This is a genomic window from Blastococcus sp. TF02A-26 (assembly GCF_003319125.1).
Taxonomy (GTDB): domain Bacteria; phylum Actinomycetota; class Actinomycetes; order Mycobacteriales; family Geodermatophilaceae; genus Trujillonella.
The window spans coordinates 84546-109583 of record NZ_QOHG01000014.1 but is presented as its reverse complement, the minus strand read 5'-3'; the positions used below and the strand labels follow the sequence as shown (position 1 = coordinate 109583).

Here is a 25038-nt window from a genome sequence, read left to right as displayed (position 1 = left end):
GTGGGGTGCACGTGTTCGGACCGGTGTCCGACTCTACGCCCGCCGGTTGCGCCGGACCGGCCGACGTGGGGAGCCCCCGGTCGCCCGTGACGGGGGTGGCCGGTGGGGCGGCGGGGTCCTCCCTCAGACGACGTCGCGGCGGGAGGCGATCGCGGTGCCGACGAGCGCCGCGCCGATGCCGTAGGCGAGCAGGAGCACCACGCCCTGCCAGGGCTCGAGCAGGTCCGGCGCCTCGAAGTCCGAGGTGATGGCCTGCACCGCCCCGCCGGGGAGCCACTTGTAGATCCCGGAGATGGAGCCGATCGAGGCGACGATCGGCTCGATGACGTTGAGGTACACCAGCGCCCCGACGATGGCCCCGACCTGGTTGCGCACCAGCGCGCCGACCCCCACGCCGATCACCGTGAACACGACGAGCACCAGGCCCGACGCCAGCAGGGTCCGCAGGTTGTCCTCGTCCAGTGCCGGAGCGTCGCCGCGGGCGCCGGCGTAGACGAGGACGACGGCGAGGTTGACCGCGAGGACGGCGATCGCGAAGGGGACCGCCGCCACGGCGTAGGCGATCACCTTGGCGGCGATGACCCGGCCGCGCCGGGGGGTGGTGAGGAAGGTCGGCGTCGCGGTCCGGTGCCGGTACTCCTGCGTCATCCCGATGATGCCGAGGATCAGCAGGAACACGCTGGCCTGGGCCGCGACCGAGAGGACCAGCTCCTCGTAGACGGGGGTCCCCACGTCGGGGATGCCGGGCCCGTTCCCGCTGTCCTGCCCGGCGAGGCCGGTGAAGAGGGCGGCGAAGCCCCCGGCGAGGGCGCACGCGCCCAGCAGGAGGCCGATCCAGACGCGGGTGGTGAACAGCTTCGTCCACTCGGCGCGCACCAGTGCGTTCATCGGGCGCTCCCCGCGGGTGCGGCGGCGTACTGCTCGGTGCCGCTGGTCAGCTGGAAGTAGATCTGCTCGAGGCCGCTGCTGCGGGCGGCCAGCTCGTGCAGCTCGATGCCGGCGGCGAAGGCGGTCGCCCCGACCTGGTCGGTGGTCGCCCCGGCCACGGTGAGCCGGGTCGGGTCCTCCACCTCGACCCGGCGCCCCGGGCCTTCCAGCAGCGGCGCGAGCCGAGCCGCCTCCGGACTGCGGACGACGACGCTGCCCGCCCCCTCGGCACCGGCCCGCAGGTCGGCGATCGAGCCCTCGCGGACCAGCCGGCCGGCGCCGACGATGACCACGCGGTCGACGGTCTGCTCCACCTCGGCGAGCAGGTGGCTGGAGACCAGCACCGTCCGCCCCTCGACGTGGGCGAGGTGGCGGAGGAAGCCGCGCAGCCACTGGATGCCCTCGGGGTCCAGGCCGTTGGCCGGCTCGTCGAGCACGAGCACCGACGGGTCGCCGAGCAGCGCGGTGGCCAGCGCCAGCCGCTGCCGCATGCCGAGGGAGTAGCCCCCGGCCTTGCGCGACCCGGCGTCGGCGAGGCCGACCTGCTGCAGCACCTCGTCGGCGCGGGTCGCCGGCAGCCCCGCGGCGTGGCAGTAGACGCGCAGGTGGTTGCGCCCGGACCGCGCGGGGTGGAACGCGGTCTCCAGGACCGCCCCCACGACGCGGGTGGGGTCGGTCAGGTCCCGGTAGGGGCGGCCGTCGAAGGTCGCGGTGCCGCTGTCGGCGACCAGCAGGCCGAGGGCCATCCGCAGCGTCGTCGTCTTGCCGGCGCCGTTCGGGCCCAGGAAGCCGGTGACCGAGCCGGGTTCGACGGTGAAGCTCAGGTCGTCGACCGCCCGGACCCGGCCGAAGGTCTTGGTGAGGCCGGAGACCTCCACCCGTACCGGGCGGCGGTCGGCCCGGGGGCCGGTGGCTGTGCTGCCGGTGGCGATGACGCCCTCCTCGTGGCTGCGGACCCCGTGTCCAGGACATCCAATCGCATCGGCGGCCCGTTCCCGGTCGGATTCACCCAGGGTTCACCGTGTCCGACCAGCACCGGCGTCGTTGCACCCGGGAGCGGGGAGATCGCCGGTCACCTACAGTCCGGCGACGACGCACGCGAGAGATCGGAGCGCAGGTACGTGAGCACCTACCGCACGGTGGTCGTCGGCACGGACGGCTCGGAGTCCTCACTGCGCGCGGTCGACCGCGCCGGGGCGCTGGCCGGGGCCTGCGGCGCCACGCTCGTCATCGCCTGCGCGTACCTGCCGACGGAGACCGACGACCGGGAGCTCTCCCGCGCCCAGGACGTGCTGGGCGACGAGGCGTACCAGGTGATGGGCTCCTCCCCGGCGGAGGAGACGGTGCGGACCGCCACCGACCGGGCCGCGGCAGCGGGGGCGGGTCAGGTGAAGCCGATCGCGGTCGCCGGGTCGCCGGTCGAGGTCCTGCTCGACGTGGTGCGGCGGGAGTCGGCCGATCTGCTGGTGGTGGGGAACCGCGGGCTGAACAGCATCAAGGGGCGGCTCCTGGGCTCGGTGCCGGCCGACGCCACCCGCCGCTCGGCCTGCGACGTCCTCGTCGTCCACACCACCGGCTGAGCCGCGGGCGGTCCCGGCGATGGACGAGCCCGGCAACGACGCCGGCACGGCCCGCGACGCCCTCGAGCGGCTGCTGCTCGGGGGGCCGCGTCGCTGGACCCGTCACGAGGTCGCCGAGATGGCCGGTATGCCGCCGGCCCGCACGCAGCGGCTGTGGCGGGCGCTGGGGTTCCCGGACGCCGCCGACGACGCCCGCGTGTTCACCGACGCCGACGTCCACGCGCTGAGCCTGGTGTCGTCGCTGGTCGACGCCGGCTTCGTCGACGAGACCACCGAGGCGTCCATCGCCCGGGCGCTGGCGCAGGCGCTGTCCCGGCTGGCCGACTGGCAGGCCGACCTGCTCGCCGAGGTGCTCACCCGCGGCGGCCAGACCGGACAGCTGGACCCCGAGCGGGCGGTCGAGAGCACCCAGCGGGTCCTGCCGGTGCTCCGCGCGGTGCAGGACTACGTGTGGCGACGGCACCTGGCGGCCAACGCGGACCGGCTGCTCGCCGGACCGGGCGCCGGCGCGGACCGCCGCGAGCTCGCCGTCGGCTTCGCCGACCTGGTCGGCTACACCACCCGCAGTCGCGGCATGGGCGGGCGCGAGCTCGGCGCGATGATCGAGGACTTCGAGTCGATCGCCGCCGAGGTGGTCGCCCGGCGGGCCGGCCGGGTGGTCAAGACCGTGGGGGACGGCGTGCTGTTCACGGCCGCGACGGCGGTGGCCGCGACCGAGATCGCGCTCGACCTGCCCGTGGCCTGGGACGCCGAGGACCGGCCCCGGCTGCGGGTCGGCGCGGCCTACGGGCCGGTGCTGACCCACCTGGGCGACGTCTACTCGCCGGTGGTGAACCTGGCCAGCCGGCTCACCTCGCTGGCCCGGCCGGGCACGGTCCTCGTCGACCGGGAGCTGGCGTCCCACCTGCGCGACCTGCCCGGGTACCGCGTGCGCCCGCTGCGCCGGGTGTCGGTCCGCGGCTACGACCACCTCCAGCCCTGGCTGGTCCGCCGCCGGCCGCTCGACGGCGCAGACGTGACCGACCCGGACGACGACCACGACTACGACGACGGGGACGACGCCGAAGTCGGTTGAACCGCCCTGGCAGGCTGGACCCTCGTGAGCGCCACCCTCGTCGCCCGGGAGCTGGCCGCCGGTCACGGCGCCCGCGTGCTGTTCTCCGGCCTGGACCTCGTCGTCGCCCCGGGTGACGTCGTCGGGCTGGTCGGGGTGAACGGCGCCGGCAAGTCGACCCTGCTGCGGATCCTCGCCGGTGAGCTGCCGGCGGAGTCGGGCAGCATCGCGCTGAGCCCGCCGCACGCGACGGTCGGCCACCTCCCGCAGGAGACGGAGCGGCGGGCGGGGGAGACCGTGGCCGGACTCCTCGCGCGCCGCACCGGGGTGGCCGCGGCCCAGGCGGCGATGGACGCCGCGGCCGAGCACCTCGCGACCGGCGAACCGGGCGCCGACGACGCCTACGCCGAGGCGCTGGAGCGCTGGCTGGCCCTCGGCGGCGCGGACCTCGACGAGCGCGCGGAGCAGGTGGTCGCCGAGGTCGCACCCGGTGTCGCGCTCGACGTCCCGACGGTCGGCCTGTCCGGCGGCCAGGCGGCGCGGGTCGGGCTGGCCGCGCTGCTGCTGTCGCGCTACGACGTCCTGCTGCTGGACGAGCCCACGAACGACCTGGACCTCGCCGGGCTCGACCAGCTGGAGCGGTTCGTGACCGGCAACCGCGGGGGCGTGGTCGTGGTGAGCCACGACCGCGAGTTCCTCGCCCGCACCGTCACCCGCGTCGTCGAGCTGGACCTGCCGCAGCAGCTGGTGCGGGTGCACGACGGCAGCTACGAGAGCTACCTCGTCGAGCGGGAGGTGGCCCGCCGGCACGCCCGCGAGGAGTACGAGGAGTTCGCCGACACCAAGGCCGAGCTCGAGGCGCGGGCGCGGATGCAGCGCAACTGGCTGGCCAAGGGCGTCCGCGACTCGATCAAGAAGAAGAAGGACCCGGACAAGCACGTCACCGCCCACGCCCGGTCCACGGCCGAGAAGCAGGGCGCCAAGGCCAAGCAGACCGAGCGGCGGATCGAGCGGCTGGAGGTGGTCGAGGAGCCCCGCAAGGAGTGGGAGCTGCGGATGGAGATCGCCGCCGCGCCGCGCGCGGGCGCGGTCGTGGCGACCCTGCGCGGCGCCGTCGTCCGCCGCGGGGACTTCACGCTCGGCCCGGTGGACCTGCAGGTGGACTGGGGCGACCGGATCGCGATCACCGGCCCGAACGGCTCGGGCAAGACGACGCTGCTGGCGGCGCTGCTCGGCCGGGTCCCGCTGGACGAGGGGAGCGGGTCGCTGGGGCCCGCGGTGCGGATCGGCGAGATCGACCAGGCCCGTGGCCGCTTCCTCGGCCCGGAGCCGCTGCTCGACGTCTTCGGCGCCGAGGTGCCCGACTGGCCGACCGCCGAGGTGCGCACCCTGCTGGCGAAGTTCGGGCTGGTCGCCGACCACGTCACCCGACCGGCCGAGACGCTGTCACCGGGGGAGCGGACCAGGGCAGGGCTGGCGCTGCTGCAGGCCCGAGGGGTGAACGTGCTCGTCCTCGACGAGCCGACCAACCACCTGGACCTGCCGGCGATCGAGCAGCTGGAGCAGGCGCTGGCGTCCTACCGCGGCACGCTGCTGCTCGTGACGCACGACCGCCGGATGCTCGCGGCCGTGGAGACCACCCGGCGCCTCGACGTCCTCGACGGGCGGGTCACCGCGAGCTGACGGCGGCCAGCGCCCGCCGGGCGCCGTCGGCCAGCGCCGGGGCGTCGCCGGCCGCGCCGGCCACCTCGGGGAGCAGGTGGAGCTCGACGACGGTGACGCCCGCGCCGGGCCGGCTGCGCACGGCGATCGGGCACACCGGTGCGCCGACCGCCGCGGCGGCCGCGAAGCCGGCGGCGGGGAGACGGCCGTCGGCACCGGGCCGCACGGTCACCGTGGTCCCTGCACGCAGCGCGGCGGCGATGGCGTCGGCCTTGGCCGGTACGACCGGCAGCCGCAGGGCGCGGGCGTGACGACCCGGGCGGGCGCCCTCGACGGCGACCGTCCCCGGGACGGCGGTGGTCAGCGCGAGGTGGGCGAGGTCGGACCGCGAGTCGGCGACCACGAGCAGGCCGGGGGACCCGGCGCGCACGCGTGGCCAGGCGACCAGCGGCGCCTGCACTCGCACCCGGACCCCGAGGGCGGTCAGGAGACGGGCGGCGCCGCAGACCGCGGCGCGTCGGGAGGAGCCGGGGCGGAGGCCGGCGCCGGCCAGCACCGCGGCGGTGCGGAGCCGGCGGAAGGAGGGGGCGGCGGGCTCGGGCGCGATCAGCATCGGGCTCACGAGGGCAGCGTGGGCGCCCGAGGTGTCGGGACGGTGACCGGACGCGGACGGTCGTGATGCGACTACGCGACGGGCGGGGGCGCCTGTCCCGTTGGCGGCGGCGGTCGGCTGGTTCGCGAGGCCGTTCACGAGAACGGCGGGGCCGGGCCCGCTGCTCCCTCGCATGCCTTGGCCGGGTTCTGGTGCGGAACGGTGGCGTGCCGCATGCTGCTCGCTGTGCGTCGAGCCGTCGGGGGAGTGCTGCTGGTGGCAGCGATGCTCACCGGCTGCGCTGCATCCCCGGAGGAGCGCGCACACGAGAACGTGCAGGACCGGCTCGACGGCGTGCACGGCGGCTTCCTCGAGCGCCGCACCCACGACCCGACGAGCACCGGTGCGGCGGCCGTGGAGTCGCTCGACGCCTACGGCTACTCGCTGGAGACCACGGTCGGCCCGGACGAGATCACCTTCCTCCGCGCGGTCGGGTCCGTGGTGGAGTCCGGTGGCGGGCTCTCGTACGAGCAGGTGTCGGTCGGCGCCTGCGTGCTGGTCACCGTGCGCTTCGGCGAGGGCGGCTCCGATCGGGGTTCGGTGACCACGGAGCCGGTCCGGTGTCCCGAGGGCGTGCAGTTCGACACCGAGAAGGGTGTGCAGACCGTGGACGTCGTCACCACCGACCTCGAAACACGGTCGGACGACGTGGGGGAGCCGCCCCCGGACCGGTCGGTGTGCCATTCCGGCGAGCTCTGCACCGAAGGCGGCGGCTGACCCGGCCGACACACCGCAGGGCGCGGTGGGGCTGCGCCGCCTGCGGTCAGGCAGCGGTCAGCAGGGACTCGCCGATGAGGATCTCGGTGCCGTCGGGTCGCCAGGTGCGCCATCGGCCGTCGGGTTGTCGCTCGATCCGGAACCCGTGGTGCACCTTCGCGTGGTGGCGCTCGCACAGCAGGGCCAGGTTCTCCAGCTTCGTCTCACCGCCGAAGAGCCACTCGAGGAGATGGTGGGCCTCGCACCACCACGGCGGCGCGGTGCACCCGGCGAAGACGCAGCCCCGGTCGCGCAGGTCGACCGCCTTGCGCAGGTACGGGTCGACGACCCGCTTGTCCCGGCCCAGGTCGACCGGCACTCCGGCCGGACCCATGACGATCCGGCCGATCTCCCCGTCGCAGGCCACCCAGCGGGCGCGGGCGGCGGAGATGACGGCGCCGAACGCCGTCCGCGCGGCGGCCGGACCGGTCGTGGTGCCGACCAGGTCGTCGAGGGCGACGACCACCCCGATCTGCGGCTTCCGGGTGCGCAGCACCGGCACGGCTCCGCCGGCGAGGGTGTTGTCCGCCCACTGCACGAACGCGTCGCCGAACTGCTGGGACCTCGTCCGCTCGTCGCCGGCGGTGCGGCCGGCCGCGACCATCGGCTCCAGCACCGCCCGCACCTTCTCGCCGCCGACGGCGTCGAGCTCGAAGGACCCGGTGACCGAGCCGTCGTCGTGCCGGGTGATCCGGAGGGCGCGCTGGTCCGTCGGGTCGGGTTCGGGACCGTCGGGATCGAGCTGCGCGAGGTAGCGCTCGACCGCTTCGCCGAGCCTCTCGAATCGCTGGGTCGTCGCGACCCCGGCCAGCACTGCGTCGATGACGCCGACGTCGACGCCCTGATCGGCGGCCTGGCCCACTCGCGCGGGAGTGACGGCCTTGGCCGCCACCGTGACCTGCTCGGCCGAGACCGCACCGGCGGCGAACGCGTCCTCGACGGCCGGCAGATGCGTGAGGGCCCGGCCGTGGGACACCAGTCGTGCGGCCGCGGCAGGCTGCATCCGGCCATGCCCCACGAGCCAGGAGGTCATCGACCGCAGACCGTCGCGTTCCGGCAGCTGGCGCGCCTGGGCGACCCGGACGGCGCGGGTCAGCTCGGCGGTGACGCGGTTCTGCAGCGCGACCAGGTCGAGCACCCGGTCGAGCGCCTCGTCCTCGCCCAGCGCGAACAGCTCGGCGTCGGACAGCGGCTCCATCCCACTGTCCACGACGCCTCCTCAGACTCGAACGTGTGTACGGAGAATACCACTCGGGAGGACGATCGACGAGGTAAATGCCCTGGTCAGAGCCGTGACGACGGCACCATCGGCACCGCTTCAGATACCGGCGTCGACCCAGGACCGCAGCTGGTCCGCCTGGTCCTCCAGGCGCCCGCGCGTCCCCGGGAACGGCGGGGCCTCCGTGCCGACCAGCGGCAGCGTCGTCCCGTCCAGCAGCAGCAGCTCGATGCGCCGGTTGGAGCCGAAGCCGCCGACCGAGCCGAGCAGCACCCGGTCGATCTCCGAGCGGTGCAGCCGGCGCGTCCGGAAGCGGTTGCGCACCTCGAGGACGCCGTCGGCACGTGCCCGGGCGGAGCAGAGCGCGGTGCCGAGGTTGAACCCGGTGATGCCCACGACGGCCGCGACGAAGAGGAGCGCGAACAGCAGAGGCGGCCGGGTGCGCACGACGGCCAGGACGAGACCGGCACCGACGACCACCGATGCCAGGGACAGCACGGTCGCCAGCGGTGGCGGCTTCAGCTCCAGGACGACGTCGGGCGAGCTCACGGGGGGATGGTGGTCGCGCGGCGCAGGGTCCGCAGCTCAGGCGGGGTCGCCGTCCAGGGCGTCGTCCAGCCCGACGGCGCTCATCCCGGCCCAGGTGTCGCCGACGTGGTGGGCCAGGACCATGAGGTCACGCAGGTCCCCGGAGCGGTCGCGCACGTGGTCGACCAGCACCGCCTCGCCGCGGAAGCCCAGGCCGGTGAACAGCGCCAGCGCGGCGCCCTGCTCGGCCACCACCTCGACCACGATCTTGGTGAGCCCGGCCGACACCGCCTGGACCAGCGCGTGCCGGGCGAGGTCGCGGCCCAGCCCCGACCCGCGGGCGGCGGGCGAGACGACCAGCCGGAGCCGGCCGACGTGGTCCGACCAGCCGGGCAGCGGGCGGACGGCGACGTACCCGGTCACCACCGGCCCGCCGGACTCCTCCGACACCGCGACCCAGCGCGAGCCGCCGCCCTCGCCGCGGGCCCACGACCGGACGACATCGGGGTCGGTGACCTCCTCCTCGATGAAGGTGAGGTCCCCCTCGGGCAGCGCGCGGAAGAACTGCAGCAGCGCCTCGCAGTGCTCGGGGCGCACCTCGGTGACCGGCACGTCAGGCCTCCGCGGCGGTGTCGGGGCGGACCGAGGCGGCGGGGGAGACCTCGTCGCTGCGCCGCTGCAGGAACTCGATGATCGTCGGCACCGTCGTCCTCGCCGCCGTCCGCCCGACCACCAGGCCCATGTGCCCGGCCGGCAGCCGCAGCTCGTGCTTGTCCGGGGAGCCGACGAGGTCGATCAGCGGCGCGGTCGCGTCCGGTGGCACGATGTGGTCCCGCTCGGCCATGACGGTGAGGAACGGCACCGTGATGTCGCGCAGGTGCACGCGGTCACCGGCCACGGTCAGCCGGTCGGTGAGCATCCCGTTGGCGCGCACGAGCATCTCGACGGTCTCCCGCGCCGCCGCGCCGGGGAAGGGCACGTGGTCATCGGACCAGCCGGTCATGGCCTGGTAGGAGTTCACGTACTGGTCGTTCCAGAGCCGTTCCCACAGCGTCACGTAGCGGGTGACCTCCGCCGTCGGCGTCAGCGACCGGAACCCCTGGACGACGACGCGGGGCGGCACGTTCCCGTCCACGTCGAGCACCTGGTCGACCTCGAGCCCGCCCACGCGGAAGACGTCCGCGAGCGGGCCCATGTGCCGGAAGTCCACGGGTGTGGCCAGCACCGTCAGGCTGCGCAGCGGGGCGTCGGGGTGGTGGGCGGCGTACAGCAGCGAGAGGTCCCCGCCGAAGCAGTAGCCGAACAGGTTGACCTCGCCGCAGCCGGAGATCTCCATGACCCGGTCCACGGCCGCAGGGACGTAGTCGTCGACGTAGTCCTCGAGGCGGTTCTCGGCGTCGCGCTCGTCCGGCTCGCCCCAGTCGAGCATGTAGACGTCGAAGCCCGCGTCGAGCAGCTGCTCCACGAAGCTGTTGCCCGGCTGCAGGTCGAGGATGTAGCTGCGGCTGATCAGGCTGAACACGAGCAGCAGCGGCGGGGAGTACCGCACGCCGCCACGGGTCTCGACGTCGTTGCGGTAGTGCCACAGCTGGGTGCGGCCGCGCTGCCACACGACGTCCTTGGGCGTGCAGCCGACGCCGGGCCGGTCGAGGCCGGCGGCCAGCTTGATCCCGTTACGCGCCCGGAGGGCGTTGCGTTCGACGTCGCGGCGGACCCGGTCGAGGACCGTCTGGGGGTCGGGCAGCGTGGGCATCGGCGTTCTCCGTCTCCGCGGCGCCGCGGCGCCGCTCGGTCTCCAGCTGCAGGGTGAGCCGGCGCACCTCGCGGTCGAGCGCGCCCAGCTGGGCGCGCAGGCGGGCGACGTCGGTACCGGCCGGCAGGTTCACCAGGTGCCAGGCCCGCGCGGTCACGCCCTGCACGGTCTCGCGGGCGAGCAGGTGGGTGCGGCGGAGCAGGGTGACGCCGAGGGCGAACCCCGGGGTGCGGACCAGCCGGTCGGCGTGCGGCGTGACCCGCTGCTCGACCGCGTCGAACGCCTGCCGCCACCGGGGTGGCTCCGTCACGACCGGGTCTCCTCGGGCACCTCGACCGCCCGGCGCAGGATCTTGCCGGTGGGGCCCTTGGGCAGGACGTCGACCAGCCACAGGTGCCGCGGGTACTTGTAGGCCGCGACCCGCTCCTTGACCCACGCCTTCAGCTCGTCGACCTCCGCCGACGCGCCGGGCTTGAGCGCCACGGCGGCGGCGACCTCCTCGCCGAGGTCGGCGTGCGGGACGCCGACGCAGGCGACCTCGGCGACCGCCGGGTGCTCGTAGAGCGCCTCCTCGATCTCCCGGGGGTACACGTTGTAGCCGCCCCGGATGATCATCTCCTTCTTGCGGTCGACGATGGAGTAGTAGCCGTCGGCGTCGCGGCGGGCGAGGTCGCCGGTGCGGAACCAGCCGTCGGGGATCGCCTTCGCCGTCTCCTCCGGCCGCTGCCAGTAGCCGCGCATGACGTTCTCGCCGCGGATCGCGATCTCGCCGACCTCGCCCTCGGGCACGTCGCGGCCCTCGTCGTCGACCAGGCGCATCTCGACCCCGCGGATCGGCGTGCCGATCGTGCCCGGCTTGCGCTCGGCGTGCGGGTGGTTGAAGGAGGCCACCGGCGAGGTCTCCGACAGCCCGTAGCCCTCGAGGACGATGCAGCCGAACGCCTCCTCGAAGCCGCGCATCACCTCCACCGGCATGGCCGAGCCGCCGGAGACGCACAGCCGCAGGCTCGACACGTCGTACCGGCCGGCGTCGGGCTGGTGCAGCATCGCGGCGAACATCGTCGGCACGCCCTGGAACACCGTGACCCGGTCCCGCTCGACGATCTCCAGCGCCCGGGCGCCGTCGAAGCGCGGCAGCAGGGTGAGGCAGGCCCCGGCCAGGACGCCGGCGTTCAGCGAGCAGGTCAGCCCGAAGACGTGGAACAGCGGCAGGCAGCCCATGATCACGTCGTCGGGGCTGCCCTCCAGGAGCGTCTCCTGCGTGGTCCGGGCGTTGCCGCGCAGGTTGGCGTGCGTCAGCTCCGCGCCCTTGGGCTGCCCGGTCGTCCCCGAGGTGTAGAGGATCACCGCGTCGTCCTCGTCGGCCCGCTCGGTGACCTCGACGCCGGCGCCCGCCACGCCCAGGGTCGCCCCCGGGTCGACCGGGCCGACCGGCACCGCCTCGATGCCCACCGTCGCGGCCGCCTCGGTCGCGGCCTCGGCCACCGAGTCCAGCGCGACGACGAGGCGGGCACCGGAGTCGCGCAGGTAGTACTCGACCTCCCGGGCCTTGAGCAGCGGGTTCATCGGGACGACAGCGGCGCCGGCCATCAGCGCGCCGTAGAAGACGACCGGGAAGCTGACGACGTTGGGCAGGACCATGCCGACCCGGTCGCCGGGCTGCACGCCCCGCTCCCGCAGTCCCGCGGCCACTGCGGCGGCCGCGTCGCGGAACTGCGCGTAGGTCAGGACGACGTCGTCCATCTTCAGCGCGGGCCGGTCGCCGGACTCGGCGGCGGTGTCGACGAGGTGCTGCGCGAGGTTGCTCATCGGGTGCTCCTGCCCTGGGGAGGACGGGGCCCTACCCAGTGCCGGATGTGGTCTACCGCACAGGATGCGACGCGCCGCGGTGGCGGGCGGACCCGCCGGGCGACAGGCTCGGGGCACAGCACCGACGACGGGAGAAGCGCGTGGCCGACAGGCAGATCCTCGACATGTTCCGGCTCGACGGGAAGGTGGCGATCGTGACCGGGGCGTCGTCCGGTCTCGGCGTCGTCTTCGCCCAGGCGCTGGCCCAGGCCGGAGCGGACGTCGCCCTGGGGGCACGGCGCGAGGACCGGCTGGCCGCCACCCGCGAGGCGGTGGAGGCGGCTGGACGGCGGGCGATCACGGTGCGCACCGACGTCGCGCGGCCCGAGGACTGCCAGGCGCTGGTGGACGCGACGATGGCGGAGTTCGGCCGGGTCGACGTCCTCGTGAACAACGCGGGCATCGGCACCGCGGTGCCGGCCACCCGGGAGTCGCCCGATCAGTTCCGGCAGGTCATCGACGTCAACCTCAACGGCTGCTACTGGATGGCGCAGGCCTGCGGCCGGGTCATGCAGCCGGGCAGCTCGATCGTGAACATCTCGAGCATCCTCGGGCTGACCACCGCCGGCCTGCCGCAGGCCGCCTACGCGGCCAGCAAGGCGGGCCTGATCGGGCTGACCCGCGACCTCGCGCAGCAGTGGACCGGCCGCAAGGGCATCCGCGTCAACGCCCTCGCGCCGGGCTTCTTCGACTCCGAGATGACCGACCAGTACCCCGAGGGCTACATCACCCAGCAGCTGGGCCGGGTGCTCGTCGGCCGGCCCGGCGACCCGATGGAGCTGGCCGCGGCGCTGGTGTTCCTCGTCAGCGAGGCCGGCGGCTACGTCACCGGGACGACCATCCCGGTGGAGGGCGGCCTGCTCACGAGCTGAGCGGCTCCTCGCCGCGCTGCACGGTCGCGCCGATCCGGTCGACCAGCTCCGGCCACAGCTCCTGCGGGAGGTCGTGGCCCATGCCCTCGACCACCCACAGCTCGGCGCCGGGGATGGCCGCGGCCGTGGCCCGGCCACCGCTGACGTCGACCAGGGTGTCCTGCGCGCCGTGCACCACCAGCGTGGGCACGGTGATCTCGCCCAGGTGCGGGGTCCGGTCGTCGGTCGTGAGGATCGCGGCGAGCTGACGGGCCACCCCGGCCGGGTCGTACGCGCGGTCGAAGGAGAGCCCGGCCCGCTCGCGCAGGGCGGCCTCGTCGAACTCGAAGCCGGGGGAGCCGATCACCCGGTAGGTGTCGACGGCGCGCTGCAGCGCCTCGTCGCGGTCGCGCGCGGCCGGGGCCAGCAGCACGCCGAGGGCGACGTCGGCCGGGCTGCCGACGGCGCGGTCGCCCGTGGTGGACATGATCGACGTCAGGCTGCGCACCCGCTGCGGGTGCCGGATGGTCAGCGACTGGGCGATCATCCCGCCCATCGAGGCGCCGACGACGTGGGCGCTCTCCCAGCCCAGGGCGTCGAGCAGGCCGGCGGTGTCGTCGGCCATGTCGCCGAGCGTGTAGGGCGCGGTGCCGGCACCGGCGAACAGGCTCATGACGTCCGGTGCGCCGGCGTCGTGCAGGTGCGTGGACAGCCCGATGTCGCGGTTGTCGAAGCGGACGACGTGGTGGCCGCGCTCGGCCAGCGCCCGGCAGAACCCGTCCGGCCAGCCGACCATCTGCGTGGCCAGGCCCATGACCAGCAGCAGGGGGGTGTCGCCGGGCGACCCGAAGCTCTCGTAGGCGATCTCGACGTCCCCGACGCTGGTGCGCTGCACCCCGGTGTGCTCCATGACGAGGACGGTATCCGCGGGTGGCGGTGCGCCGGCCCGGCCCCCGTGCCGCGGCCCGCGTCGGTGTGGCGGGGGCCCGCGGTGGCTATCGGGGGAGCGTGACCGCCGCCGCGTCCCCGGCCGTGCCCGCCCGGGCGGCCCGCCGCCGCTCGCTGCTGACCGGCGGGATGCTCGGCGTCGGTGTCATGGCCGCCGTCGACGTCGTCGTCTTCCACCTGCTGCTGGGCTGGCACCACTTCTACGACCGCTCGACCCCCGCCGTGGGGCTGCTCTCCGACGGCCTGCTGCAGACCGGCTACCTGGTCCTGCTGGTCGCCGGTGCCTTCCGCCTGGCCGACGCCCGCCGTGCCGGGACGCTGGCCCGCCGGTCCGCCGTCGCCGGGTTCGTCACCGGCCTCGGGGCCTTCCAGCTCTTCGACGGGGTGGTCGACCACAAGCTCCTGCGGGTGCACCAGGTGCGCTACGGCGTGGACCTCCTGCCCTACGACCTCGTCTGGAACGGCGCCGCGCTGCTCCTGCTCCTCGCCGGCCTGGGCCTCGTGGTCGCCACCCGCGGCGAGGGACGCGGGACCGGGTGACCGGGGCGCTGGCCGCCGGGTGGCTGGCGGCGGCGGGAGCGGTGCTGCTGCCGGCCGCGCTCTACCTCGCCGGGGTGGGTGTGCGCCGGGACGGCGGCCGGGACTGGCCGGCGGCCCGGACGGCGAGCTGGCTGCTCGGCTGCCTGCTGGTCGGGACCGCGCTGTCCCCGCCCGTGGAGACCGCCGGCACCGGCGCGACCGGCCACATGGTGCAGCACCTCCTGCTCGGGGCGGCCGCGCCGCTCGCCCTCGTCCTGGGCGCGCCGATGACCCTGCTGCTGGGGGCGCTGGGCCCGGCGGCACGCCGGCCGGTCGCCGCCGTCCTGCACTCGAGGCCGCTGCGGCTGCTCGCGCATCCCGCGACCGGCGCCGTGCTCGCCACCGGCGGCCTCCACCTGCTCTACCTGACCCCGCTCCACGCGCTGAGCACGCGGTCGGACGCCGTGCACGCGCTGGTGCACGGTCACCTGCTGGTCGCCGGCTGCCTCTTCGCGTGGTCGGTGGCCGGTCCCGACCCGGCTCCGCGCCGCCCCGGCACCGGCGTGCGGGTGGCGGTCGTCGTCGCGGCCGGGGGTGCGCACGCGGTGCTGGCGCAGCTGCTGTACGCCCGGGCGGGGGCGCTGCCGCCGGGCGCGGGGCTCGACGCCGAGGAGGTGCGGACCGCCGCGCAGGTCATGTACCACGGCGGCCACCTGGTGGACCTGGCGCTGCTGGTCGCGCTCTTCGGCGCCCGGTACCGCCGCGGACGGCGCCGGGAAACGGCACGCGCCGCGGGAGCCGACGTCGCTACGCTCCGCGCCCACGTGCCGGGCGACGACGACGGAGGGGTGCCGTGGCGGGGGAGCAGGCAGGGGCCGATGGCGCGGAGTTCGCCGCCGGGCTGAGGAGGCTGCTGGAGTGGCTGCACGTGCCCGGCGGCGGAGGTGCGCGCAACGAGGTCGTCCAGCTCGTGCGGACCGCGCTGGGCCCGGCCGGGCTCGAGGAGTCGGTCGTCGCCCGTGAGCTGCCCGAGTTCGAGCACGTCAACCTGCAGACGGCTCTCGACGCGTGGACGGCGGAGAGCGGACGTCGCGTGGAGGTCCGCGGCGTCGTGCTGCCGCCGCACTTCGGTGGGGTGGACCTCCAGCAGCTGATGACGGGGGAGGGTCTGCCCCCGGTCCGGCTGAGCGCCCCGGCCGTCGTCGACCTGCCGGACGGCCCCGGCTCCACGCTGGCGTGCCTGCGCCTGGCGCTGCTGCTGGTCACCGACGACGCCGGTTCCTACGTGCTGCTCGTCCAGGGCGCGGGCGAGCACCGCCCGACGATGAGCGTCGAGGTCGCCGGGCTGCCGGTGCAGCAGGCGCAGGCCGTCCTCGCCGAGCTCGACCGGCTCCGCAGGGAGCTGAACGTCTACCGGGGCCGGCTCGTGGAGGTCACCCCCACGCAGATGGGCGGGGTCGCACTGAGCTTCCTGGACCCCCCGGACGTGCGGCGCGACGACGTCGTCCTCCCCGGGGCCGTCCTGACCCGGGTCGAGCGGCACGCCCTCGGTGTCGCCGAGCACCGTGCCGGCCTGCGGGCCGCCGGCCAGCACCTCAAGCGGGGACTGCTCCTCTACGGCCCGCCCGGCACCGGCAAGACGCACACGGTGCGTTACCTGCTGGGTCGGATGGAGGAGTACACCCGGCTGCTGCTCACCGGTCGCTCGCTCGGTGCGGTCGGCTCGATCGCCGACCTGGCGCGCGAGCTGCAACCGGCCGTCGTGGTGCTGGAGGACGTCGACCTGGTCGCCGCGGAGCGGTTCTCGCACCACGGCCACGGCGGCGGCCCGGTGCTGTTCGACCTGCTGGACGCCATGGACGGTGCCGCTCCGGACGCCGACCTGCTGTTCGTCCTGACGACCAACCGGGCGGACCTGCTGGAGCCGGCGCTGGCGGCACGACCGGGCCGCATCGACGTCGCCGTGGAGGTCGACCTCCCCGACGCCGCGGCCCGACGCCGGCTGCTGGACCTGTACGGCCGGGCCGTGCCGCTGCGGCTCACCGAGGACGACGTCGCGGCGGCGGTGGAGCGGACCGAGGGCGTCACCGCCTCGTTCCTCAAGGAGCTGCTGCGGCGGGCGGTGCTGGAGGCCCTGCACGACGCGGACCCCCTGACCGAGGTCGGCGGCGAGCACCTGCGCCGCGCTCTCGACGACCTGCTCGACAGCACCCAGCACATCACCCGGACGCTGCTCGGGGTGGGGGGCGGCGAGATCGTCGACGACGCCGGGATCGAGCTGGACGGGTCCTACTGGCCGCGCTGACGAGCCGGCGTCGGAGGTCCTGCGATGTGTGCCCCCGGCAGGATTCGAACCTGCGCCCCTGCCTCCGGAGGGCAGTGCTCTATCCCCTGAGCTACGGGGGCTCGGGGCAGGGATGAAGTTACCAGCCCCGCTCCGACCGGCCGACGGCGGTGCCCGGACTCCGCTGCCGGGTCAGGGCGGCGGCAGCGGGGTCCCGCCGCGCGCGGCGAGCATGTCGGTCATCAGCGACGTCTCCGCGGCCTGGGACTCCTCGATGGACCGCGCGAGCGAGCGGACGACGTCCTGGCCGGCGTGCTCCGCGGCGTACTGCGCCATGCCCGCGCCGCCCTCGTGGTGGCGGATCATCAGCCGCAGGAACTGGACGTCGAAGTCGGTGCCCGAGAGCTCGCGCAGCTCCGCGAGCTCCTCCTCGGTCGCCATGCCCGGCATGAGGCCGCCGGACATGTCGTGACCGGACATGTCGTGCCCCGCCATCGCCGCATCGTCCATCCAGGCCATCCGCTCGCCGCCCGTCGGGGTCAGCCCCCAGAGCGACAGCCACCCCCGCATGCGCCCGACCTGGTTGTTCTGCGTCTCGGCGATGTCGAACGCCAGGCCGCGGACGGCGGGGTCGGTGCTGCGGTCCAGCGCGAGGTTGGCCATCTCCACGCCCTGGTCGTGGTGGATGGACATGTCGCGGGAGAAGCCGGCGTCGACCGAGTCGGCCCCCGGGGTGGCCGGGGCGTCGTCGTCGCCGATGCCGAGGGCGACGGCGAGACCGCCTCCCAGCAGCACCAGCGCCACGGCGATGACGGCGAGGAGAGCGGCGCGCAGGCCGCCCCCCCGCGGCGCGGGAGTGCCGGTGCCCGGGACGGCCGGGGACTCCGTGGTCACCGTCACTCGGCCGCCGGCTCGGTGGACCCGGTCCCGGCGGCGTCGGCCGGTGCCGCCGCGCCGTCCTCGCTGGCCAGCCGCGGGCTGGCGATGAAGTCCGGGTTCTGGCAGCTGGCCCCGACCTCGGGGTAGTAGTCGCCGTTGAGCGTCATGAGGTCCGCGAACTGCTCCAGCCGCGGGTCGTCGGCGCTGTCGACCTTGAGCTGGTGGTTCCAGCTCTGGATGCTGACCGGCGAGTCGAGGCCGGCGTAGGGGGACAGCATCCGGCCGTTCTCGCCCTCGACGAGGTCGGCGAGGGTGCCGATCTGGTCGGCGTCGAGGACCTCGGGGTCGTAGGTGATCCAGACCGCGCCGTGCTCGAGGCTGTGCACCGCGTTCTCGTGCCGGATGTCGACGTCGTAGACGGTGCCGGTGCAGTCGGCCCAGCCCGGCGCCGGCTCGTGCGGCCCGCCGACCGGCGGGGACTCGGCGTAGTCGACGACGGTGATCACGTGGTCCTGACCGGCGGCGTAGTCGTAGGTCCGGACGCCGTTGATGTCCTCCGGTCCGCCGGCGGCGTTCTCCTCGGACTCCCGCACCTGCAGGACGGCGTAGGTCAGCACCGCCGCGGCGAAGACGGCGACGGCGATCGCGGCCGCGATGAGGCCCCATGGCCGCTGCGGGGAGACGACGTTGGCCACCGGCCGGGTGCGGCCGCCCTTGCCCGAGCCACCCCTGCTCCCTGCCGGCCGCGATCCGCTCCCGCCCCGGCCCGACGACGCCGAGCTGCCCCGGCCGGACGCACCGCGCGCGCTCCGGGGGTCCTCGGGCTTACGGTCCTTGGGCACAGCGTCTCCTCGGGTCGTCCGGGCGGGCCCGCACACCGCCGGCCCACCGGGGGCAGCGCTCCGGCTCCTCCCGGCGGACGAGTCTAGGTGCGCAACCTGTGCATGCCCTGGACCTCGACCGGGGCGCCCCGACCGGCCCCGTACGATCGCGCGGTGACACCGGAGCAGTTGCGCGACCTCGTCCGGACCGCGGTCGGGGCGGCAGTCGAGCGCGGCACGCTCGCCGTCGCCGTCCCCGACGACCTCGTCGTCGAGCGTCCTCGGAACCCCGAGCACGGCGACTACGCCACCAACGTCGCCATGCGGCTGGCCAAGCCGGCCGGCCGCCCGCCGCGCGAGGTGGCCGAGGTGGTCGCCGAGGAGCTGCGCGCGCTCGACGGGATCGACCGGGTCGACGTGGCCGGCCCGGGCTTCCTCAACATCACCCTGGCCCAGGGGGCGCTGGGACGGCTGGCCGTCGACGTGGTGACCGCCGGCGAGGCCTACGGCCGCACGGGTGCGCTGGCCGGGACCCGGATCGACCTCGAGTTCGTCTCCGCCAACCCCACCGGGCCGGTGCACATCGGCGGCAGCCGCTGGGCGGCGGTGGGTGACGCGATCGGCCGGCTGCTGGAGGCCAGCGGCGCCGACGTGACCCGCGAGTACTACATCAACGACGCCGGTGCGCAGATCGACCGCTTCGCCCGCAGCCTGCAGGCGGCGGCCACCGGGCAGCCGGTGCCCGAGGACGGGTACGGCGGCACCTACATCGCCGACATCGCCGCGCAGGTCGTCGCCGTCGAGCCCGACGTCACCGGCCGCGACGAGGCCGCCCAGGTGCAGGCGTTCCGGGAGCGGGGCGTCGCCCTGATGGTGGACGAGATCCGCCGGTCGATGGAGGACTTCGGGGTCGACTTCGACGTCTGGTTCAGCGAGAAGTCGCTGTACGACTCGGGCGCGGTGGAGAAGGCGATCGGCCGGCTGCGCGACCAGGGCCACGTCTACGAGGCCGACGGCGCGGTGTGGCTGCGGACGACGACCTTCGGCGACGACAAGGACCGCGTGCTGGTCAAGGCCGACGGCGAGACGACCTACTTCGCCTCCGACTGCGCCTACTACCTGGACAAGCGGGCCCGCGGCTTCGACAAGGTCGTGATCATGCTCGGGGCCGATCACTCCGGGTACGTCGGCCGGTACAAGGCGCTGGTCGCCGCGACCGGGGACGACCCGGCCGAGCACCTCGAGATCCTCATCGGCCAGCTGGTGAACCTGCTCCGCGGCGGCGAGCCGGTCCGGATGAGCAAGCGGGCCGGCACGATCGTGCTGCTCTCGGACCTCGTCGACGCGATCGGCGTGGACGCCGCCCGCTACGCCCTGGCCCGGGCGTCGGTGGACCAGATGATCGACATCGACGTCGACGTGTGGAGCCGGCAGACCAACGACAACCCGGTCTTCTACGTCCAGTACGCCCACGCCCGGATCTCCTCGCTGCTGCGCAACGCCGCCGACCTCGGGCTGCCGCTCGGTGAGGCGACCGCCGTGGAGGCCGGCCTGCTCACCCACGAGCGGGAGAACGACCTGCTGCGCGCCCTGGCGGAGTTCCCCCGGGTCGTCACCTCCGCCGCCGAGCTGCGCGCCCCGCACCGCGTGGCGCGCTACCTCGAGGAGCTGGCCGGCACCTACCACCGCTTCTACGACGCGTGCCGGGTGCTGCCCCGCGGCGACGAGGAGGTCACCCCGCTGACCACCGCGCGCCTGTGGCTGTGCGCGGCCACCGCCGTCGTCCTGCGCAACGGACTGGCCGTGCTCGGCGTCTCCGCGCCGGAGCGGATGTGAGAGCGCACCCCGCCGGCCCGCTGCACGGGGGCTTCGAGACCCCGGCGTCGGTCGGCGCACCGCCGGCCGACCTCGGCGCGCTCGACCCCGCCGTCTGGCCGCGCTCGGCGACCCGCGTCGACGGCGAGCTGCACCTGGCCGGCCGGCCGGTCACCGAGCTCGCCCGGGAGCACGGCACGCCGCTGTTCGTCCTCGACGAGGCGGACTTCCGCGGCCGGGCCGCGGACTTCGCGACCGCGTTCGCCGACGCCGACGTCCACTACGCCTCCAAGGCGTTCCTCTGCGGCCAGGTCGCCCGCTGGATCGCCGACGACGGCCTGCACCTGGACGCCTGCAGCGGCAACGAGCTCGCCGTCGCGCTGGCCGCCGGCTTCCCCGCCGGGCGGATCGCGCTGCACGGCAACAACAAGTCGCTGGTCGAGCTGCAGCTGGCGGTCGACGCCGGCATCGGGCACGTCGTCGTCGACTCCTTCGACGAGATCGAGCGGCTGGTGCCGCTGGCCGCGGCCCGGGTCGCCGCGGGCGGATCGCCGGTGCCGGTGCTGATCCGCACCACGGTCGGCATCGAGGCGCACACCCACGAGTTCATCGCCACCGCGCACGAGGACCAGAAGTTCGGCTTCTCGCTGGCCACCGGGGACGCGCTCACCGCCGCCGTCCGCATCATCCGCGAGCCGGCGCTGCAGCTGACCGGCCTGCACAGCCACATCGGCTCGCAGATCTTCGACACCGCGGGCTTCGAGGCCGCCGCGCACCGGGTGGTCGGCCTGCTCGGCCAGATCGCGCAGGCGACCGGGCAGGTGCTCGGCGAGCTCAACCTCGGCGGTGGCTTCGGCATCGCCTACCTGTCCGAGGACGACCCGGTGACCCCCGAGGACGTCGCCCGGCGGCTGCGCTCCGTCGTCGCCGCCGAGTGCGCCGCCCTGGACCTCCCGGTCCCGCGGCTGGCCGTCGAGCCCGGCCGGGCGATCGCCGGGCCCGGCACCGTGACGCTGTACGAGATCGGCACGATCAAGCCGGTCCGCCTCGGCGCGGGCGGGGGCGGGGGAGCGCCCGTGCGCAACTACGTCTCCGTCGACGGCGGGATGAGCGACAACATCCGCACCGCCCTCTACGACGCGTCCTACACCTGCGTGCTGGCGAACCGGACCTCCACCGCGCCGCCGGCGCTGTGCCGGGTCGTGGGCAAGCACTGCGAGAGCGGTGACGTGCTGGTCCGCGACCTGTGGCTGCCCTCGGACGTCGTCCCCGGCGACCTGCTCGCGGTGGCCGCGACCGGCGCCTACTGCTGGTCGATGGCGAGCAACTACAACTACCTGCTCAAGCCGCCGGTGGTCGCCGTACGGGACGGCGTCGCCACGGAGATCGTGCGGCGTCAGACACTGTCCGACGTGTTCGCCCTCGACGCCGTCCTCGCCGGGACGCCCGCGCCCTCGCCGGCGGTCGACCAGCCCGCGCCCGAGCACGCCGCGGGGTTCTCCTCGTGACCGCGCCGCTGCGGGTCGCCCTCCTGGGCTGCGGCACCGTCGGGAGCGCCGTGCTGCGGCTGCTCGACGAGCAGGCCGACGACCTCGCCGCCCGCATCGGCCGGCCGGTGGAGGTGGCCGGCGTGGCCGTCCGCCGTCCCGACCGGCACCCCGAGGTCCCCGCGCACCTGCTCACCACCGACGCGCAGGCGCTGGTCACCCGCGACGACGTCGACCTCGTCGTCGAGGTGATCGGCGGCATCGAGCCCGCCCGCACGCTGATGCTCGCGGCCTTCGCCGCCGGGAAGTCCGTGGTCAGCGCCAACAAGGCGCTGCTGGCCGACGACGGCGTGGCGCTGCACGCGGCCGCGGCCGAGGCGGGTGTCGACCTCTACTACGAGGCGGCCGTGGCCGGCGCGATCCCGATGCTGCGCCCGTTGCGCGAGTCCCTGGCCGGTGACCAGCTGCGCCGGGTGGTCGGCATCGTCAACGGCACGACCAACTACATCCTGTCCCGGATGGCCGAGACCGGCGCCGGCTTCGCCGAGGCGCTGGCCGAGGCCACCGACCTGGGGTACGCCGAGGCCGACCCGACGGCCGACGTCGACGGCTTCGACGCCGCCGCCAAAGCCGCGATCCTGGCCTCGCTGGCCTTCCACACCGCGGTGACCGCGTCCGACGTGTACCGCGAGGGCATCTCCGCGGTCACCGCGCTCGACGTCGCCCGCGCCGCCGAGATCGGCTGCACGGTCAAGCTGCTGGCCATCTGCGAGCGGGTGGCGAACGGCGCCGGCGATTCCGTCGCCGTCCGCGTGCACCCGGCGATGATCCCGACGACGCACCCGCTGGCTGCCGTCGGCGGGTCGTTCAACGCGGTGTTCGTCGAGGCCGAGGCCGCCGGCGAGCTGATGTTCTACGGGCGCGGGGCCGGCGGCGAGCCGACCGCCAGCGCCGTGCTCGGCGACCTCGTGGCCGTGGCCCGCAACCGGGTGGCCGGCGTCGCCGGCCCCGGCATCACCACCTACGCGGAGCTGCCGGCCCGGCCGATCGCCGAGACGCCCACCCGGTACCACGTCAGCCTCGACGTGGCCGACAAGCCCGGCGTCCTGGCGACCGTGGCCCAGGAGTTCGCCCGCCAGGGCGTCAGCATCGCGACCGTGCGCCAGGACGGCCACGGCGACGCCGCGACGCTGGTCATCGTCACGCACAGCGCACCGGACGCGGCACTGTCGGCGACGATCACCGCGCTCCGGGAGATGCCCGCGGTCCGCGGGGTCACGAGCGTGCTTCGAGTGGAGGGGCTGTCATGACCGGAACGCTGCGCGGAGCCGTGTCACCGCACTGGCCGGGGCTCATCGAGGCCTACCGCTCCCGGCTGCCGGTCAGCGACAGCACGCCGGTCGTGACCCTGCAGGAGGGGGCCACCCCGCTGGTCCCGGCGGTCGAGCTCTCCCGGCGCACCGGCTGCGACGTCTACCTGAAGGTCGAGGGGGCCAACCCCACCGGCTCCTTCAAGGACCGCGGCATGACGATGGCCATCACCAAGGCCAAGGAGGAGGGCGCGCAGGCGGTCATCTGCGCCTCCACCGGCAACACCAGCGCCAGCGCCGCCGCCTACGCCGCCCGCGCCGGCATGGTCTGCGCCGTCCTCGTGCCGCAGGGCAAGATCGCGCTCGGCAAGCTCGCCCAGGCGCTGGTGCACGGGGCCAAGCTGCTGCAGGTCGACGGCAACTTCGACGACTGCCTCGCGCTGGCCAGCAAGCTCGCCATCGACTACCCGGTCAGCCTGGTCAACAGCGTCAACCAGTTCCGCATCGAGGGGCAGAAGACCGCCTCGTTCGAGATCGTCGACGTCCTCGGCGACGCCCCGGACATCCACTGCCTGCCGGTCGGCAACGCCGGCAACATCACCGCCTACTGGCAGGGCTACCGGGAGTACGCCGCCGACGGCACCGCCTCGAGGACTCCCCGCATGTGGGGCTTCCAGGCCGCCGGCTCGGCGCCGATCGTCGACGGCGCCGTGGTGGAGCACCCGCAGACGATCGCCACCGCCATCCGCATCGGCAACCCCGCGTCGTGGACCAAGGCCCTGACCGCCCGCGACGAGTCCGGCGGCCGGATCGACGCCGTCACGGACCGGGAGATCCTGGCCGCCTACCGGCTGGTCGCCCGCAGCGAGGCCGTCTTCGTCGAGCCGGCGTCGGCCGCCTCGGTGGCCGGGCTGCTCAAGGTCGCCGCGGCCGGGGGGCTGGAGCCCGGCCAGCGCGTCGTGTGCACCGTGACCGGCAACGGCCTCAAGGACCCCGAGTGGGCGATCTCCGGCGCGCCCGCACCGGTGACCATCCCGGTGGACGCGGCGGCCGCGGCCGCCCAGCTGGGCCTGTGAGCGAGGCCGCGCGCACCACGGTCCGCATCCGCGTCCCGGCCACCAGCGCCAACCTCGGCCCGGCGTTCGACTGCGCCGGCCTGGCCCTGAGCTGCGCCGACGAGCTCGAGTTCACCGTCACCGACAGCGGCCTGGCGGTGGAGATGACCGGCGAGGGCGCCGACGTCCTGCCCGCCGACGAGTCCCACCTCGTCGTCCGGGCCTTCCGCGCCGCGTGCGACCAGCTGGGCTGGCGGCCCGCGGGCCTGCGGCTGCGCACCGTCAACGCCGTCCCCCAGGGCCGGGGGATGGGCTCGTCGGCCGCCGCCGTCGTCGGGGGCGTCTTCGGTGCGTGGGCGCTGTGCCCCGACGTGGGCGCCATCGACCTGGGCGCCGTCCTGCGCCTGGCGACGGAGTTCGAGGGCCACGCCGACAACGTGGCCGCCTGCCTGCACGGCGGCGTGACGCTCGCCTGGGACGGCGCGGACGGTCCGGTCGCCGAGCGGCTCGACGTCGACCCGCGGATCCAGCCGCTGCTGCTGGTCCCGGACGCCACGCTGTCGACGACCGCCGCACGGGGGCTGCTCCCCGGGACGGTGCCGCACGCGGACGCGGCGTTCAACGCCGGACGGGCTGCCCTGCTCGTGGCGGCGCTCACCTGGGACCCGGACCTGCTGCTGCCGGCCACCGAGGACCGGCTGCACCAGCGGCAGCGGGCCACGGCCATGCCGGAGTCCCTGGCGCTGGTCGACCGGCTCCGCGCCGAGGGCCTCGCGGCCGTCGTCTCCGGTGCCGGTCCGAGCGTCCTGGTGCTCACCGTCCGGGACCCCGGTGACGACCTGGTCGACTTCTCCGACGGCGTGGCGGTCCGCCGGGTCGCCGCGCTGACGCCTCCCGACTGGCGGCTGCTCCCGCTGTCGGTGGACGTGACGGGTGTCCGGGTGCTGTCGGGGGCTCAGGTAACATCCTGATGACGAGGAACACACCGGGAACGACCGGTGTTGTCCTGCCCGTGAGCTGCATCTAGGCTCACGGTGTAGCCGCCCCAGTGGGGCAGGCCTCGCCGCGGGGCGTTGCAGACGAGAGTTCA

General features: G+C 74.9%; 25 protein-coding genes and 1 tRNA gene. 13 read left to right on the top strand and 13 right to left on the bottom strand.

Translation table 11 applies throughout. The features are described 5' to 3' along the window. Window positions 1-123: 123 nt before the first annotated feature. Entirely contained in the window at window positions 124-888 is a 765-nt protein-coding gene (locus tag DQ240_RS16210) for an ABC transporter permease (RefSeq protein WP_113840649.1), read from the bottom strand. After that, complete coding sequence (locus tag DQ240_RS16205; protein ID WP_199589347.1) at window positions 885-1805, bottom strand: ABC transporter ATP-binding protein; 921 nt, start codon at window positions 1803-1805, stop codon at window positions 885-887. Before DQ240_RS16205 ends, DQ240_RS16210 begins: the two co-directional genes overlap by 4 nt. Window positions 1806-2048: 243 nt before the next feature. Here DQ240_RS16205 and DQ240_RS16200 point away from each other — a divergent pair, with 243 nt between their 5' ends. From DQ240_RS16200 to DQ240_RS16190, 3 genes are read left to right on the top strand one after another with little or no spacing between them, the layout of a single operon-like run. Continuing rightward, window positions 2049-2507, top strand: a complete 459-nt coding sequence (locus DQ240_RS16200; RefSeq protein WP_113840648.1) for a universal stress protein — start codon at window positions 2049-2051, stop codon at window positions 2505-2507. A gap of 19 nt (window positions 2508-2526) precedes the next feature. Beyond that, window positions 2527-3582, top strand: coding sequence for an adenylate/guanylate cyclase domain-containing protein (locus DQ240_RS16195; protein WP_113840647.1), 1056 nt, complete (start codon window positions 2527-2529; stop codon window positions 3580-3582). Window positions 3583-3606: 24 nt separating this feature from the next. Next, entirely contained in the window at window positions 3607-5244 is a 1638-nt protein-coding gene (locus DQ240_RS16190) for an ABC-F family ATP-binding cassette domain-containing protein (protein ID WP_113840646.1), read from the top strand. On the opposite strand, the gene DQ240_RS16185 is transcribed toward DQ240_RS16190, so the two are convergent. Continuing rightward, complete coding sequence (locus DQ240_RS16185; RefSeq protein ID WP_113840645.1) at window positions 5231-5845, bottom strand: hypothetical protein; 615 nt, start codon at window positions 5843-5845, stop codon at window positions 5231-5233. The two genes, DQ240_RS16190 and DQ240_RS16185, sit on opposite strands and share 14 nt — an antisense overlap. Window positions 5846-6061: 216 nt before the next feature. On the opposite strand from DQ240_RS16185, the gene DQ240_RS16180 reads away from it, so the two are divergent. Then, window positions 6062-6592 carry a hypothetical protein gene (locus DQ240_RS16180; protein ID WP_147262008.1) on the top strand — a complete coding sequence of 177 codons (531 nt, stop codon included), beginning with the start codon at window positions 6062-6064 and terminating at the stop codon, window positions 6590-6592. A gap of 46 nt (window positions 6593-6638) precedes the next feature. Here the strand turns inward: DQ240_RS16180 and DQ240_RS16175 are convergent, their stop codons facing one another. The 6 genes from DQ240_RS16175 to DQ240_RS16150 form a co-directional block, all read right to left on the bottom strand. Next, complete coding sequence (locus tag DQ240_RS16175; RefSeq protein WP_233498769.1) at window positions 6639-7841, bottom strand: HNH endonuclease signature motif containing protein; 1203 nt, start codon at window positions 7839-7841, stop codon at window positions 6639-6641. A 108-nt stretch (window positions 7842-7949) separates the two neighbouring features. Beyond that, the gene (locus DQ240_RS16170) at window positions 7950-8399 is read right to left on the bottom strand and encodes a hypothetical protein (RefSeq protein WP_113840642.1); all 450 of its coding nucleotides are present in this window, start codon (window positions 8397-8399) and stop codon (window positions 7950-7952) included. Window positions 8400-8435: 36 nt separating this feature from the next. Next, complete coding sequence (locus tag DQ240_RS16165; RefSeq protein ID WP_113840641.1) at window positions 8436-8990, bottom strand: GNAT family N-acetyltransferase; 555 nt, start codon at window positions 8988-8990, stop codon at window positions 8436-8438. A gap of 1 nt (window position 8991) precedes the next feature. Continuing rightward, window positions 8992-10131, bottom strand: a complete 1140-nt coding sequence (locus tag DQ240_RS16160) for an alpha/beta fold hydrolase (protein WP_113840640.1) — start codon at window positions 10129-10131, stop codon at window positions 8992-8994. Continuing rightward, complete coding sequence (locus DQ240_RS16155) at window positions 10052-10441, bottom strand: hypothetical protein (protein ID WP_113840639.1); 390 nt, start codon at window positions 10439-10441, stop codon at window positions 10052-10054. Before DQ240_RS16155 ends, DQ240_RS16160 begins: the two co-directional genes overlap by 80 nt. After that, complete coding sequence (locus tag DQ240_RS16150) at window positions 10438-11940, bottom strand: long-chain fatty acid--CoA ligase (protein ID WP_113840638.1); 1503 nt, start codon at window positions 11938-11940, stop codon at window positions 10438-10440. The genes DQ240_RS16155 and DQ240_RS16150 overlap by 4 nt, the downstream gene beginning before the upstream one ends. A gap of 140 nt (window positions 11941-12080) precedes the next feature. Between DQ240_RS16150 and DQ240_RS16145 the strand changes: the two genes are divergently transcribed. Beyond that, window positions 12081-12851 (top strand): SDR family NAD(P)-dependent oxidoreductase, encoded by a 771-nt coding sequence (locus tag DQ240_RS16145; protein WP_199589346.1) that lies wholly within the window; start codon window positions 12081-12083, stop codon window positions 12849-12851. Here the strand turns inward: DQ240_RS16145 and DQ240_RS16140 are convergent. Continuing rightward, a complete protein-coding gene (locus DQ240_RS16140; protein ID WP_113840637.1) occupies window positions 12841-13740 on the bottom strand; it encodes an alpha/beta fold hydrolase in 900 nt (299 codons plus the stop codon). The two genes, DQ240_RS16145 and DQ240_RS16140, sit on opposite strands and share 11 nt — an antisense overlap. 98 nt (window positions 13741-13838) lie before the next feature. On the opposite strand from DQ240_RS16140, the gene DQ240_RS16135 reads away from it, so the two are divergent. Genes DQ240_RS16135 through DQ240_RS16125 form a run of 3 tightly spaced genes read left to right on the top strand, consistent with a single transcriptional unit; the run spans window position 13839 to window position 16602 of the window. Further along, a complete protein-coding gene (locus tag DQ240_RS16135; protein WP_233498768.1) occupies window positions 13839-14318 on the top strand; it encodes a DUF2243 domain-containing protein in 480 nt (159 codons plus the stop codon). Next, on the top strand, window positions 14315-15202 hold the full coding sequence (locus tag DQ240_RS16130) for a cytochrome c oxidase assembly protein (protein WP_113840636.1): 888 nt from the start codon (window positions 14315-14317) through the stop codon (window positions 15200-15202). Before DQ240_RS16135 ends, DQ240_RS16130 begins: the two co-directional genes overlap by 4 nt. After that, window positions 15151-16602, top strand: coding sequence for an ATP-binding protein (locus tag DQ240_RS16125; RefSeq protein ID WP_113840635.1), 1452 nt, complete (start codon window positions 15151-15153; stop codon window positions 16600-16602). Before DQ240_RS16130 ends, DQ240_RS16125 begins: the two co-directional genes overlap by 52 nt. A gap of 29 nt (window positions 16603-16631) precedes the next feature. On the opposite strand, the gene DQ240_RS16120 is transcribed toward DQ240_RS16125, so the two are convergent. From DQ240_RS16120 to DQ240_RS23655, 3 genes are all read right to left on the bottom strand, one after another. Beyond that, a tRNA-Arg gene (locus tag DQ240_RS16120) sits at window positions 16632-16703 on the bottom strand. Window positions 16704-16773: 70 nt separating this feature from the next. After that, window positions 16774-17475: a DUF305 domain-containing protein gene (locus DQ240_RS23660; protein ID WP_233498767.1), complete on the bottom strand. Its 702-nt coding sequence runs from the start codon at window positions 17473-17475 to the stop codon at window positions 16774-16776. A gap of 2 nt (window positions 17476-17477) precedes the next feature. Next, on the bottom strand, window positions 17478-18302 hold the full coding sequence (locus DQ240_RS23655; RefSeq protein ID WP_199589345.1) for a DUF3105 domain-containing protein: 825 nt from the start codon (window positions 18300-18302) through the stop codon (window positions 17478-17480). A gap of 153 nt (window positions 18303-18455) precedes the next feature. Between DQ240_RS23655 and argS the strand changes: the two genes are divergently transcribed. The 5 genes from argS to thrB are packed head-to-tail and all read left to right on the top strand — an operon-like array spanning window position 18456 to window position 24919. Next, the gene (gene argS / locus DQ240_RS16110) at window positions 18456-20117 is read left to right on the top strand and encodes an arginine--tRNA ligase (protein WP_113840682.1); all 1662 of its coding nucleotides are present in this window, start codon (window positions 18456-18458) and stop codon (window positions 20115-20117) included. Then, window positions 20114-21604, top strand: coding sequence for a diaminopimelate decarboxylase (gene lysA, locus DQ240_RS16105; protein WP_113840634.1), 1491 nt, complete (start codon window positions 20114-20116; stop codon window positions 21602-21604). The genes argS and lysA overlap by 4 nt, the downstream gene beginning before the upstream one ends. Beyond that, complete coding sequence (locus DQ240_RS16100) at window positions 21601-22893, top strand: homoserine dehydrogenase (RefSeq protein WP_113840633.1); 1293 nt, start codon at window positions 21601-21603, stop codon at window positions 22891-22893. Before lysA ends, DQ240_RS16100 begins: the two co-directional genes overlap by 4 nt. After that, window positions 22890-23969 carry a threonine synthase gene (gene thrC / locus DQ240_RS16095; protein ID WP_113840632.1) on the top strand — a complete coding sequence of 360 codons (1080 nt, stop codon included), beginning with the start codon at window positions 22890-22892 and terminating at the stop codon, window positions 23967-23969. The genes DQ240_RS16100 and thrC overlap by 4 nt, the downstream gene beginning before the upstream one ends. Then, a complete protein-coding gene (thrB, locus tag DQ240_RS16090; RefSeq protein WP_113840631.1) occupies window positions 23966-24919 on the top strand; it encodes a homoserine kinase in 954 nt (317 codons plus the stop codon). Before thrC ends, thrB begins: the two co-directional genes overlap by 4 nt. Window positions 24920-25038: the final 119 nt, after the last annotated feature.

Excerpts from the sequence above, each read along its gene's own strand:
- DQ240_RS16150 (WP_113840638.1), bottom strand. The coding sequence starts at position 11,940 with ATGAGCAACCTCGCGCAGCACCTCGTCGACACCGCCGCCGAGTCCGGC.
- DQ240_RS16210 (WP_113840649.1), bottom strand. The coding sequence starts at position 888 with ATGAACGCACTGGTGCGCGCCGAGTGGACGAAGCTGTTCACCACCCGC.
- DQ240_RS16160 (WP_113840640.1), bottom strand. The coding sequence starts at position 10,131 with ATGCCCACGCTGCCCGACCCCCAGACGGTCCTCGACCGGGTCCGCCGC.
- DQ240_RS16140 (WP_113840637.1), bottom strand. The coding sequence starts at position 13,740 with ATGGAGCACACCGGGGTGCAGCGCACCAGCGTCGGGGACGTCGAGATC.
- thrC (WP_113840632.1), top strand. The coding sequence starts at position 22,890 with ATGACCGGAACGCTGCGCGGAGCCGTGTCACCGCACTGGCCGGGGCTC.
- DQ240_RS16195 (WP_113840647.1), top strand. The coding sequence starts at position 2,527 with ATGGACGAGCCCGGCAACGACGCCGGCACGGCCCGCGACGCCCTCGAG.